Annotated in this window: 13 protein-coding genes; 9 read left to right on the forward strand and 4 right to left on the reverse strand. The window is 42.3% G+C overall.

The features are described from left to right. The first annotated feature begins 214 nt into the window (after positions 1-214). Positions 215-511, forward strand: a complete 297-nt coding sequence (locus I8752_RS19100; protein ID WP_214433881.1) for a hypothetical protein — start codon at positions 215-217, stop codon at positions 509-511. A 120-nt stretch (positions 512-631) separates the two neighbouring features. On the opposite strand, the gene I8752_RS19105 is transcribed toward I8752_RS19100, so the two are convergent. Next, positions 632-1342 (reverse strand): Uma2 family endonuclease, encoded by a 711-nt coding sequence (locus I8752_RS19105; protein WP_214433882.1) that lies wholly within the window; start codon positions 1340-1342, stop codon positions 632-634. A 123-nt stretch (positions 1343-1465) separates the two neighbouring features. On the opposite strand from I8752_RS19105, the gene I8752_RS19110 reads away from it, so the two are divergent. Further along, entirely contained in the window at positions 1466-2170 is a 705-nt protein-coding gene (locus I8752_RS19110) for a Uma2 family endonuclease (RefSeq protein ID WP_214433883.1), read from the forward strand. Positions 2171-2239: 69 nt separating this feature from the next. Here the strand turns inward: I8752_RS19110 and I8752_RS19115 are convergent, their stop codons facing one another. The 3 genes from I8752_RS19115 to I8752_RS19125 form a co-directional block, all read right to left on the reverse strand. Continuing rightward, entirely contained in the window at positions 2240-3370 is a 1131-nt protein-coding gene (locus tag I8752_RS19115) for a CO2 hydration protein (protein ID WP_214433884.1), read from the reverse strand. 146 nt (positions 3371-3516) lie between these two features. Continuing rightward, positions 3517-5022 (reverse strand): NADH-quinone oxidoreductase subunit M, encoded by a 1506-nt coding sequence (locus I8752_RS19120; RefSeq protein WP_214433885.1) that lies wholly within the window; start codon positions 5020-5022, stop codon positions 3517-3519. A 97-nt stretch (positions 5023-5119) separates the two neighbouring features. Further along, positions 5120-6976 (reverse strand): NAD(P)H-quinone oxidoreductase subunit F, encoded by a 1857-nt coding sequence (locus I8752_RS19125; protein WP_214433886.1) that lies wholly within the window; start codon positions 6974-6976, stop codon positions 5120-5122. Between the two features lie 654 nt (positions 6977-7630). On the opposite strand from I8752_RS19125, the gene I8752_RS19130 reads away from it, so the two are divergent. From I8752_RS19130 to I8752_RS19160, 7 genes are all read left to right on the forward strand, one after another. Beyond that, a complete protein-coding gene (locus tag I8752_RS19130) occupies positions 7631-7939 on the forward strand; it encodes a carbon dioxide-concentrating mechanism protein CcmK (protein WP_010995042.1) in 309 nt (102 codons plus the stop codon). An 88-nt stretch (positions 7940-8027) separates the two neighbouring features. Beyond that, positions 8028-8372: a carbon dioxide-concentrating mechanism protein CcmK gene (locus tag I8752_RS19135; RefSeq protein WP_010995041.1), complete on the forward strand. Its 345-nt coding sequence runs from the start codon at positions 8028-8030 to the stop codon at positions 8370-8372. Between the two features lie 4 nt (positions 8373-8376). Next, complete coding sequence (locus tag I8752_RS19140; protein WP_214433887.1) at positions 8377-8679, forward strand: EutN/CcmL family microcompartment protein; 303 nt, start codon at positions 8377-8379, stop codon at positions 8677-8679. A gap of 83 nt (positions 8680-8762) precedes the next feature. Further along, entirely contained in the window at positions 8763-10460 is a 1698-nt protein-coding gene (locus tag I8752_RS19145) for a ribulose bisphosphate carboxylase small subunit (protein WP_214433888.1), read from the forward strand. Between the two features lie 83 nt (positions 10461-10543). Further along, the gene (locus I8752_RS19150) at positions 10544-11239 is read left to right on the forward strand and encodes a transferase (RefSeq protein ID WP_214433889.1); all 696 of its coding nucleotides are present in this window, start codon (positions 10544-10546) and stop codon (positions 11237-11239) included. A 93-nt stretch (positions 11240-11332) separates the two neighbouring features. Further along, on the forward strand, positions 11333-12121 hold the full coding sequence (locus I8752_RS19155; protein WP_214433890.1) for a BMC domain-containing protein: 789 nt from the start codon (positions 11333-11335) through the stop codon (positions 12119-12121). A gap of 230 nt (positions 12122-12351) precedes the next feature. Beyond that, the gene (locus tag I8752_RS19160; RefSeq protein ID WP_214433891.1) at positions 12352-13338 is read left to right on the forward strand and encodes a LysR family transcriptional regulator; all 987 of its coding nucleotides are present in this window, start codon (positions 12352-12354) and stop codon (positions 13336-13338) included. Positions 13339-13354: the final 16 nt, after the last annotated feature.

The raw sequence follows: 13354 nt of genomic DNA on the forward strand, positions 1-13354 counted from the left end.
AGCCTCCCCAGCTCCCCCAGCTTCAATAGCGATGGGATATTTATTTATTTGGAAGTCCCTATGGGCAAAGCTTTTTCCTAATTATTTTTTTAATTAATAGTTGACAAGTATAAAATTATACTTTAGTATTTTAATTATGAGAAAGGCGATCGCCCCTCTAGCAAAGTCCGCGATCGCCTTTCTTTCAACCCCGTATTAGGAGTCAACTATCATCATGACACAAGTACAAAACTTCGACGATAATCAAGAGTTCCCTCAAGTACAGTCACAACAGTTTTTGCCTAGTGAAGACTTCGATGTACCCACCCTCAAGCAATCTCCTCAAAAGCCATTGCCAAAAAGAGAACCAATTAAACATATATTGATTGGTTCTCCGAAAGCCGTCACTGGTACAATTCACTTTTTGCAGGTGATTGGCTATGCAAGTGTCGGGGATTGGAGTCAACTACTACCAACCGAAAACCCCGATGAGGTAATGAGTATTTTAATCCGTCAGATTTTAACGCAATAACCAAAGTCAAAAACCTCCAGCTATGCAATATGGCTGGAGGTTTTTTAGTTGTATATTCTTTAGCATCTAGTGTCGGATATTAAAAGCGATCGCTCGGTGTTGAACCAGAAGTTTAATACACTAAATAGAATCGGGATCTATGCCTAATTCTTGCAGTTTTGCAGCCAAGCGATCGCTACGTTGTTTTTCTTGTTCGGCACGTTGTTTTTCTTGTTCGGCGCGTTGCGTCTGTTGATATGCTACTTCTTCTGGTGTGGGAACTAATTCACCTTCCGCCGAAAAAAAGCGTAATTTATCTTGATGAATTCCTAAATACAACTCTAGCTGCTGACTCCATAACCAACCTTGAGCATTGAGTTCCAATGGTTGATACTTACCAGCTACCAAGACAAACCCAGCAAATTCTAAATTATTGGGGTCAAACCAGAAGTATTCAGGAGTGCGAAAGGTGTTCTGGTAAATTTCTTTTTTTAAGCCTCTGTCTGTTGCGGCTGTAGAATCTGATAGCAGTTCGATAATAACGTTGGGATACTTACCATCTTCTTGCCAAACAACCCAACTTTTACGCGGTTGGCGCTCTGTCCCCAACACTACCAAAAAATCTGGACCGCGAAAATTTTCTGACTTGAGCTGACGAGGGCTGTAGTAAATTGTAATATTACCAGACACATAAAAATCATTGCGGCTACTCCACCACAACTCCAAACACTGAATCAACAGTGTCATTTGTAACCGATGTAAGTCGCTTTCCAAAGGCGGTTCGTCACTATATAAATCTCCTGGGGGAAATATAACATCTTCTGGGGTTTCTAAATCTTGGACAACAGACATGACTGCAACTATCTCGTTGCTATCAGTTTAGCGTAGCAGTGAAGTGTGATGTCTTATGGTAAGCCCTTTCGCCTTTTGATTGCTAAACTAAAAAACAACCCTTACCTCTGCAAAGGTAATCTTATGACCTCTGCAACTAACCCATCCACTGAAGAACTTACCCCATTCCCAGACCATACGCAGCTACCAGAGTCTGATGGTACTTTTGTGAAAAATTGGCAAGAACATCCGCAAAGCATTCTACTAACCGACTCTATTAAACCGATATTGCAAAAACGTCATCCTGATGGGCAATATTGTATTGGCCAGGACTTAGGCATATACTGGCGCTTAACCGATCCTCCAGAAAAAGGAGCAGAAGCACCGGATTGGTTTTTTGTACCGAATGTACCGCTTACGCTCAATGGACAAACGCGACGCTCTTATGTATTGTGGCGAGAGTTTATTGCCCCCTTGATTGCCTTAGAATTTGTTTCTGGCGATGGGAGTGAGGAACGAGATAAAACTCCTTGGAAAGGTAAATTTTGGATTTACGAGCAGGTGATTCATCCAACTTTTTACGGCATTTATGAAGTGAGTAAAGCCAGCGTGGAAGTTTACCACCTGATTGAAGGACAGTATCAGCTATTACCAGCCAACGAACAGGGACATTATCCCATACATCCTTTAGGTGTTGAGTTAGGTATATGGCAGGGAGAATATCAGAATATGGAATTACCTTGGCTGCGCTGGTGGAATTTGCAAGGTAATTTGTTGTTGACTGGTGAGGAAAGAGCCGATCGCTTGACTTCTCAATTGCGATCGCTCGGCGTTGAACCAGAAGCCTAAGTCTTTGGTTTACTATGTAGAGAATATTTAGAGAGCGATCGCTCTGACTTACAGAGAAACTGCGATCGCTTATTGATTCACATCTAACAACCGCGAAGTTTGTAACCGATCCATCCACTTTTCTAAATAAACTCGATTCGCCTCTTGCTCTGATGAATCTTGGGTATCTACAGGATGAGGCATCAATCCTAAAATGGCTGCTGTTGTCACACAAAACATCGATTTTTGGAAAGTGATACAAATTTGCACTCGCAAATCATCTTCACCCCGCAAACTGCGACGATAAACTTCGTGCAAATACTCTGGCAGATAATGACGCATGTCTTGCATCAGCAATGTGGGAGGAATACCAGCACCACCAATAGGCAAAGGATCTGCATAAAGTGCCCCATACTGAAATCGACTTTGATCTGGGGAAATTTGATATGCTTGGGCATTGTATGAAACTGTGCCGTGGAAAGGTGTTCCCCTAAAAAATACTGCTTCTACATAAGGTATTGCTGTATCTGCTAAAAAGGTTAAACCAACGTTTTTAGGAATGAGGTCATAGACTTTATCCCGAATTTTCACAGCATAGGTAATTGGCTTTGTTGCATCTGCGACTAACCCAGCTTTGATATGGTCTACAACTTGAGGAATTGATTTGATTTCGCCTTCGTCGTAGAGGTCTGATAAGGTGAGAAATATATCAGCCATTACTCGCCAAAACTGACCTAAACCGCTGTAATAAGCAGAAACTCGCAATTGTTCGGTTAAGAAGTCTGGGAATAGTTCATTAACTCCCAATACGAGCGGATTTGTTTGAAATTTTGCTTTAATAACTGCTTGCGCTCTTTCTTGAAATTCTTTTGTATCCAAATAAGCATCTAATCCACCACCACCATGCCAAAGCATAGCTTTCATGCAATACTCGGCGTATTCAAAATTAATTCGGTCGTGCCACCAATGGCGGAGTAATTTTGCAAAAGAAACTTCTCCATTAAAATATTTAAAAAAGGGAAAAAATACTAAGAACTGATGATCGGCTATATAAATCAGGTTCTTTGAGTAGGCATCTAAAACTACACCATAACTTTTCAGAATCCCCACTACTTCCAGCACATTTTCTGGAGTATCCGGTAATAACGTTCCTCCTGTTTGTAAGCGTTCAATATACTCAGATAAAGGGTTCTTTTTTTGCTTCTTTTTAAGAGTTACCATTGTCAGTTCTCCAAAAGTGGGGATTTGGGATTGGGTATTGGTGATTAGGGATTGGGAATTAGGGATTGGAAAATGGGAAGAACTATTGCTTTGCTATTTACCCTTTCATCTTTTTCCAGTCTTTCCTAGTCCCCAGTCCCCAGTTCCTAATCCCCAGTGCCCTTTGCCTTGTCTAAGGACACCGTTGCTACTACGTTTTGCACGCTTGCCATTGCTGTAATAGTGGGTTCAGTCCAGCGTATTAACCAAGCAGGTTGGATGCCAAAAATCACAATTAGCACGGCTAGTACTACAGATGGCAGGCGATCGCTCCAATACACGCGCGGTAAGTTGGTGACTTGTGCAGACAAGCGGCCAAAGAAGGCGCGATTCATCAGAATTAAGAAGTAAACAGCAGTCAAACCCGTTCCAATCATGCACAGTAGAGTTTGCACTGGAAAAATTGGGAAACTGCCCCGATAAACAATAAATTCGGAAACAAAACCCACCATTCCCGGTATACCAGCGCTAGCCATGACTCCTACAACCATTAAGCTACCAATCACTGGCAAACCTCGTTCTGGGTTTAGTAGTCCTTGAAGGACTTCTAAATCTCGGCTGCCAGCTTTTTGATACACAACCCCGACCAGTAAAAACAGCATTGCTGAAATCAAGCCGTGGCTAATCATTTGCAGGACAGCACCCAATATGCTTAAAGGTGTAGCAGCTGCCGCAGCTAGCAGCACGTAGCCCATGTGTCCAATGGAACTGTATGCCACCATTTTTTTCATATCGGTTTGAGCGATCGCGCAGGATGCACCATACAATACGCTGATCGCGGCCCAAATTGCTAACCAAGGAGCCACATAATGCCAAGCTTCTGGCAACAAGTTCATGCCGAACCGCAGTAAGCCGTAAGTTCCCAACTTCAACAACACCCCAGCTAATAGTACAGAAATTGGTGTTGAAGCTTCTACGTGAGCATCGGGCAACCAAGTATGGAAAGGAACCAAGGGAATCTTAATTCCAAAACCTACTAAAATCCCTGCTAGTAGTAAAAGTTGTGTCGCTAAAGGTAAAGTTGTGGTATTCAAGCTTTCTAGTGCAAAGTTAGAACCGCCACTCAGCCAAACTATTCCGAGGAAACTTGCTAATATTGAGATTCCGGAAACGGCTGTATAAATTAGAAATTTTGTAGCAGCATAACCCCGTCTTGTACCGCCCCAAATGGCAATTAATAGATATAGAGGAATCAATTCTAGTTCGTAAAACAGGAAAAATAGTAGTAAATCCTGTGCTAGAAAAGCTCCAGTCACCCCAGCATTTAACAGTAGTATCAAAGAGTAATAAAATTTCGGACGATTGAGAGATTCTTCGCTACTGTAGATGGCGATACCAGTTAACAGTCCATTCAAAACTAGTAAGGGCAAAGATAAACCATCTACCCCTAAGTTATAGTTTAAGCCCAAAGCATCAATCCAAGATAAAGACTCAGCAAACTGTTGATTAGCTTCTCCTGGATCGAACTGAATTGCTATGAAAACTGACCATAAGAAAGCGATAGTAGCAATGACTAAAGCTACTGTACGGGCAAATTTACCACTGATGTTAGAAGGCCAGAAACCGATTAAAGCTGCACCGAACAACGGTACTAAAATCAAAGCACTAAGCATAGATAGAATCTAGGTAAAAAATTAAAAATTAAAAATTAAAAATGAAGAATATAATTTTTTAATTTTGCACTTTTAATTTTTAATTGCAGCCACACTGTTAGAAAGGTAATTTATCTAGTAGGCCTAATGACCAACTAATGAAAAAACCCAGAATGCTGACTACCGCGAGGATAGTCAACATGTATCCTTGGGATTGACCGGAAATGCTGTACTTCAAACTTTGCCCACCGAGGATCGTGGCAAATCCAACCAAGTTCACTAGACCATCAACTAAATAGCGATCGCTCCAAGCTGATATTTTAGATAGCAGCGCTACTGCATTCACTATGGTCAGGCTATAAATTCGGTCTATGTAAAAATCGTAACCTAGCAAATCCTGTATAAACCTCCACGCCAGGATTCTGGATCTCGACCAAGCTTTGTGCAAATAAACTGTAGAGCCTATGGTTAACCCGGTTACGGTAGAAGCAAGCAATAATAACGCTACGTACCAATTAATACTGCTCCAATCGGGTAGTAGATACCATTGCTGTAACATCAGAGGTAATAACAGAGTTAGTACAGTCAGTGATACCATTGGGAATGCCATCTGCCATCCAACTTCTGGGGTGCGGCGGGTCTTTTGTTGCGGTGTTCCCCAAAAAACTAATCTAAATACCCTAGTCAAGTTCAATGCTGTTAAGCCGTTGACTAATACTAAAACTCCAATTACCCAAGGGCTAATATTTACAAAGCCGTCAGCCCATGACAGCATTGCCCAAAAGCTGCCTAGTGGTAGCAGTGTCACCATCCCAGCCGAACCAACAACAAAGGCGGTGGTGGTGGCTGGCATCCGCGACCACAATCCACCCATTTCTGTGAGGTCTTGCGTGCTGGTAGTATAGATTACTGAACCAGAACTCATAAATAGCAGTGCTTTAGCGATCGCATGGGTTAACAATAGCATCAAAGCTACGCCGCCTTGCTGCAATCCCGCTGCCAGAAATACTAATCCCATATATGCGCTGGTGGAATGAGATAGCGATCGCTTAATATCAATTTGAGCTATGGACACTAATGTTGCGCCAACTGCTGTCACTGTACCCATAATTACTAGAGCATTCAATGCAACTGGCGACAGTGCTAAAATTGGTTGAAGTTTATATATTACATAAGCACCACCCGCTACTACCAATGAGTTTCGCAAAACTGAGGCGGGGTTTGGCCCTTCCATTGCTTCATCTAACCACAGGTGTAGGGGAAATTGGGCACATTTACCTGCTGGCCCTGCAATCAAGGCTAACCCCAAAAATGTCGATGTCACTGGGCTTAAATTAGCTGTTTGCGCCCATTCATATAAATCAGAAAAGTTCAAACTACCAGCAAAGGTGGAGAGTGTTACTACACCCATTAGCAACAACAAGTCTCCAACCCGCTTGGTTAAAAAGGCATCACGCGCTGCCGTCACTACTAGCGGTTGAGCATACCAAAATCCTACCAGTAAGTAAGTCGAAAGCGTCAGTACTTCCAAAAGAGCATAGCTGAGAAATAAAGAGTCACTAATGGCTAGACCAGTTAGGGCTGCTTCAAAAAACCCAAACAGCGCAAAGAAACGCGCTAACGACCAGTCCTTTTCCATGTAACCCAAGGCATAAATTTGTGCCAGCAGACTTAAGCCCGTAATCAAAACTGTTGCTCCAATACTGACTGGCGATAGTTCCAAGCTAATGGATAAATCTAAATCCGCAGCTTTAAACCAAGTAATCAGTAACTTTGCTGGTTCTCTATCCCATATCTCGTTAAATGCAAATAAGCTATGGACAAAAGCCAAAAGGGTTGTCAACAAGTTTAAATATGCCGCAGGTTTGGGCCCTGTGCGCTGAATTATTCCTATTCCCCACGGTAAGGTTAAAAGTGCGCCCATTAAGCTATAAAAAGGCACCCACCAACTTGTTACAAATAGAAACTGATTCATCTAAATTTCCCTTAACGACTCAGCCTTGATTTTGTTAAACAGCTTCATAACAATTTTTTTAACTTAAAAAAAACTTCCTAATAATCCATTATTTCTTAAACATTTTACGATTAAACTTGAATGAGCATTTTTACTTTAATTTAGTCTATTAATCTTTAATTAAATATAACTTTACATATTTAAAAGCATTTACTTCGTTTACATCCTGGCTATTTGTAAATTTCTATTTCACATTTTAACAGCGGACTTTATACGATATATTTGAAAATATTATGTATATTTCACGCAGTTTTTTTAGGAATAGCAAAATTTAGGAAAGATAGGTATAGAAGGATCTACAGCCTGCGATCGCCCCTCCATAGACAAAATTACCCTTGGTTATGAATATCGATTTGTAAATGTAATAAAGAAATTATAAAGCATAAAGGACTTCTCTAGGAATCAACGAACTTTGATTGAGTAGAACGCTGGTATAAATTTTTGTTAAGTTTTTTAAAACTATTTTATTATAAACTATTATAGAAATTTATATTGCCAGGAAGGCCAAGCTTTCCTATGCTTAATTTGGAAGTGTTTTTGTAGCTCAAGATGAGCTTACCCGTCAAATTTTTCAAACCACAGTACTGATTGGATTAATTTTTTAGGAGTTCTGCGATGCCAATTGCAGTTGGGATGATTGAAACTAAGGGCTTTCCGGCAGTAGTAGAAGCTGCTGATGCGATGGTGAAAGCCGCGCGTGTAACTTTGGTAGGATATGAAAAAATTGGTAGCGCTCGGGTAACCGTAATTGTCCGGGGAGATGTGTCTGAGGTGCAAGCTTCAGTTGCAGCTGGCATTGAAGCCGCTAGAAGAGTAAATGGTGGTGAAGTGGTATCTACTCATATCATTGCCCGTCCACATGAAAATTTAGAGTACGTCTTGCCGATTCGTTACACAGAAGCTGTGGAACAGTTCCGCACCTAAAAGCTGATAAACAAAGTAATTAACGGGTTTGCCTTCTTGAAGCTCCACTTTCGTCCAAGTCTAGAAACGTTATTAAAGGTTAGAACTAATGTCGATTGCAGTAGGAATGGTTGAAACGCTAGGCTTTCCAGCAGTAGTGGAAGCGGCTGATGCAATGGTAAAAGCTGCTCGCGTTACCTTAGTAGGTTACGAGAAAATTGGTAGCGGTCGGGTTACAGTCATCGTGCGGGGTGATGTTTCCGAAGTACAAGCTTCAGTTGCAGCAGGAGTTGAATCAGTCAAGCGAGTAAATGGCGGACAAGTGCTATCTACTCACATTATTGCTCGTCCTCACGAGAACCTGGAATACGTGCTGCCAATTCGTTATACAGAAGATGTCGAGCAGTTCCGGGAAAATGTCAATGCAATTCGTCCCTTTGGTAGAAGACCGTAATTAAATGCAAATTGCCAAAGTTCGTGGCACAGTAGTTAGCACGCAAAAAGAGCCAAGTCTAAGAGGTGTGAAACTACTTTTGTTGCAATTAGTAGATGAAGAAGGAAACTTCTTGCAAAAATACGAGGTAGCAGCAGATAGTGTGGGAGCGGGAGTAGATGAGTGGGTGCTTGTCACTCGTGGCAGTGCCGCTCGTCAAATACTTGGTAACGAACAGCGTCCCTTGGATGCGGCAGTGGTGGCGATAATTGATACCATTCATTTGGAAGATCGCCTGATTTACAGCAAAAAAGATCAATATCGATAGTCAGTGGTTAGTGGTCAGTAGTCAATGGCAAAACAACTAAACAGCTAACAACTGACAACTAACAATACAGGAGGAATCTCGCAATGGCAGTCCGCAGCACGGCGGCTCCCCCAACCCCGTGGTCGAGGAATTTAGCTGAACCAAAAATCCATGAAAGCACATTTGTACATTCGTTTTCCAATATTATTGGGGACGTGCGGATAGGTGCAAATGTAATCGTTGCTCCCGGAACTTCGATTAGAGCGGATGAAGGCACACCTTTTTATATTGGTGAAAGTACTAATATTCAAGATGGTGTTGTCATTCATGGGTTAGAGCAAGGTCGAGTAGTTGGTGATGATGGCGACAGTTACTCGGTATGGATTGGCAAAAATGCCTCCATCACTCATATGGCTTTGATTCATGGCCCGGCTTATGTTGGGGAAAATTCCTTCATCGGCTTTCGCTCTACGGTATTTAATGCCAGAGTGGGTGCAGGTTGCATCGTGATGATGCACGCTTTGATCCAAGACGTAGAAGTTCCCCCAGGTAAATATGTACCTTCGGGAGCGATAATTACTAGCCAGCAACAAGCCGATCGCTTGCCAGATGTGCAAGCTCAGGATCGGCAATTTGCTCATCATGTGGTTGGGATTAATCAGGCACTGCGAGCTGGTTATCAGTGTGCTGCGGATAGCAAGTGTATTGCACCCATTCGCGATGAAAATGCTAAATCTTATACAAGTAATGGTCTGACTGTTTTAGAGTTAGAAAGGAGTAGTGAAGTGGCGAGTAATGGTTTGGGTGCAGAAACTATCGAACAGATACGCTATCTGTTAGAACAAGGATATAAAATTGGCACAGAACACGTAGATCAAAGAAGGTTTCGTACAGGTTCTTGGACTAGTTGTAAGCCGATTGAATCGAGATCGGTAAATGATGCAGTTGCAGCTTTAGAAACCTGTTTGAGAGACCATAGCGGTGAGTATGTCCGTCTGTTTGGTATTGACCCCAATGGGAAACGGCGCGTGTTAGAAACCATTATTCAACGCCCAGATGGTACAGTTCAACAACCAAATGCTAACTTTAAAGCACCCGCTAGTAATAGCAATGGCAGTTATTACAAGAGTTATAACAGCAGTAACGGTAACGGCTCCGGCAACGGCCAAATCAATGGTGAAACCGTAGAGCAAATCCGCCAATTGTTGGCAGGTGGTTATAAAATTGGCACAGAACACGTAGACGAGCGTCGCTTCCGTACAGGTTCCTGGCAAAGTTGTGCCCCTATTGACTCTAGTTCCACAAATGAAGTAATTGCAGCCTTGGAAGACTGTATCAGCAATCATCAAGGCGAATATGTACGTTTAATTGGCATTGACCCCAAAGCTAAACGTCGTGTATTGGAAAGCATTATTCAACGCCCCAACGGTCAAGTAGCACCATCTACATCTAGTAGCCAAAAATCATCATCGTCATCTAGTAGCCAAAAATCGTCATATAGTAGTACCTCTAGTGCTTACTCTGCAACAGCTACCAGTACCCGCTTGAGTTCTGAAGTAGTAGACCAAGTGCGGCAATTACTGGGTGCTGGCTATAAAATCAGTATCGAACACGTAGACCAACGACGGTTCCGTACAGGTTCTTGGAATAGTACCGGTCAAATTCAGGTTAACTCTGAAAGAGAAGCGATCGCAGCCGTAGAAGGATACCTTGCTGAATACCAAGGCGAATACGTGCGATTAATTGGTATTGACCCGAAAGCCAAGCGCCGAGTTTTAGAAACAATTATTCAACGTCCCTAGTAGTGCTGAGTTAAAAGTGCTGAGTCACCAAGCAACTGGTAACTCAGCACTCAGAACTACATCTGGCTTCCGAGGAAAATTTCATGTCTGTGCCGCCACTGCGCCTCAACAACAACTTCGATCCTTATATTAGTGGCGAGGTGACTATTCATCCGAGTGCGGTACTAGCACCTGGCGTGATACTCCAAGCGGCTGCAAATAGTAAGATAATTATCGGCCCAGGTGTCTGTATTGGTATGGGGTCAATTCTCCAAGTTTCTGAAGGAACTCTAGAGATACAAGCAGGAGCCAACTTAGGAGCCGGTTTTTTGATGGTTGGCAAAGGCAAAATTGGTGCAAATGCTTGTATCGGTTCAGCAACAACAGTTTTCAACTGTTCGGTTGAACCTGGAGTCGTAGTTCCACCAGGATCGATATTAGGAGACAATAGTCGGCAAATTACCGACCAAAAACAACTAGAACCATCCAAAGAGCGCGCTGCTGCTTCTGCAAGTTCTCCAGTGATTTCCTCAACTAGCCTCTCGGCTGGTTTTTTGGAAGTGAAACACCAGTCTTCTACTGTAGAAGAAGACAATAATGGTACTGGTTCTACTAACTTGAGTGAAGCCCCACCATCTACTGAAGTCAATGAATCACAATCCAATCTGCCCGATACAGAATCATCCAATAGTTTCGGGACGCAAATTTATGGGCAAAGTAGCATACAAAGGCTATTAGGCACATTGTTTCCCCATAGACAATCTTTGAATGAGCCAATCTCTGACGATCGCTCTGAATAAGTGTTAATTGTGAAGTATGAAGTGTGAAGTGGCAAATTTCCATCTTCATTCTTTATGCTTCGTCCTTTCTGTGAGTATCTTTGGAAATTTCACATGGAAAAATATAATCAACAGGACATTAACACAGTTCAGTCATCGCGTCGTCGAGACGACCTCAGAGACACAGCCTTGGGTTTAGTATCCACTGCCAGCTTTCCCGCCATAGTTGGTACAGCCGATATGATGCTGAAATCGGCCGGAGTTCATCTTGTCGGTTATGAAAAAATTGGCAGTGGTCACTGTACTGCAATTGTCCGGGGTGGCATTGCCGATGTACGTCTGGCGGTAGAATCTGGTGTCCAAACTGCCGAACAGTTTGGTCAATTGATTTCTAGCTTGGTGATTCCTCGACCTTATCCTAATCTCGATGTGGTACTGCCAATTACTAATCGCCTCAGTAGATTCCTTGATGAAGGGAATTACAGTCGCCTAAGTAATTTAGCAATTGGTTTAGTAGAAACACGCGGATTTCCGGCAATGGTCGGAGCTTGTGATGCCATGCTCAAAGCTGCTGACGTACAATTATCATCTTATGAAAAAATTGGTGCGGGTTTGTGTACGGCTATCATTCGAGGTTCTGTGGCAAATGTGGCAGTAGCAGTAGAAGCTGGAATGTTTGAGGCAGAACGGATTGGAGAGTTGAACGCGGTGATGGTAATTCCTCGACCGCTGGATGAATTAGAAGAAACCTTGCCTGTAGCAAGTTGCTGGATTGAAGAACGTCAACCGTTAAAGTTGCCAATGAATATTAAACAGCCTGTTACAGAAATAGAACCAATGAGATTGCCGGATTTAGCCAAGCTACCTGCAAAAGTTACAGAAGAGGTATGGAATGATGAATGATGAATCGTGAATGGATTCATCATTCATCTTTAAGCTGGAAGGCATCTTACGCTTTGTTTATTGTTTGATAATAACTGGTTAATATCATAAATAAAAGAACTTTATTTGAATAACAAGGATAGACTAAACTCTATATATATGCTCATAAATTTGTATGAGCGATACAGCATCATAGTAAGCGTTCAGTGATAGTAGTTTTATATCTATCGCTATTATGAGGAGAGTCACCCTTGAACCAGGCGACGCTACACCAGTTGAAGGTGTTCGAGGCGGCAGCACGGCACGGTAGCTTTACTCGTGCTGCCGAGGAATTATTTCTCACCCAACCCACTGTTTCTATGCAAATCAAACAACTCACGAAATCTGTGGGGTTGCCATTATTTGAGCAGGTGGGTAAACGCTTATATCTGACGGAAGCTGGACGGGAATTATTTGCTACTTGCCGACAGATTTTTGAAACCATAGCCCAATTTGAAATGAAGGTAGCAGATTTAAAAGGGCTAAAACAAGGTCAATTACGGTTGGCAGTAATTACAACAGCAAAATATTTTGTGCCGCGTTTGTTAGGCCCGTTTTGCGAACTTTACCCAGGAATTGATATTTCGCTACAAGTAACGAACCACGAACGCATTTTAGAACGGATGGTGAATAATCTCGATGACTTGTACGTGATGAGTCAAGTTCCAGAACATTTGGATGTAAATTGCCAGCCATTTTTAGATAATCCTTTGGTAGTGTTTGCACCTGTGAATCATCCACTAGCGAAAGAGAAAAATATTCCCATACAACGTTTGGCTAACGAACCTTTTATTATGCGGGAACCAGGTTCGGGAACCCGCCGTGCTATCCAAAGCCTTTTAGACGAACATGGGCTAACAGTAAAAGTGAAGCTGGAATTAGGTAGTAACGAGGCAATTAAACAAGCGATCGCCGGAGGTTTAGGAATTTCTGTTTTATCTCGCCATACCTTATTGACAGATGCAGCAGAGTTCAGCATTCTAGATGTACAATACTTTCCCATTCAGCGAACTTGGTACATGGTCTACCCAGCTGGCAAACAGCTATCTATCGTCGCTCGTACTTATTATGAGTATCTACTGGAGGCAGCAAAGAAGTTTGTTGAGCAAACTAGTCTTTCTTCGTACAGTAAAGCTGATTCAAGTCAAATAAATGCTGAAGTGCAACTTAAAGGCAGATTAGCTTACTTCAAGTTCTAACTTTCCCCCTTGCCCC

It is taken from the genome of Dendronalium phyllosphericum CENA369 (assembly GCF_016056275.1).
Classification (GTDB): domain Bacteria; phylum Cyanobacteriota; class Cyanobacteriia; order Cyanobacteriales; family Nostocaceae; genus Dendronalium; species Dendronalium phyllosphericum.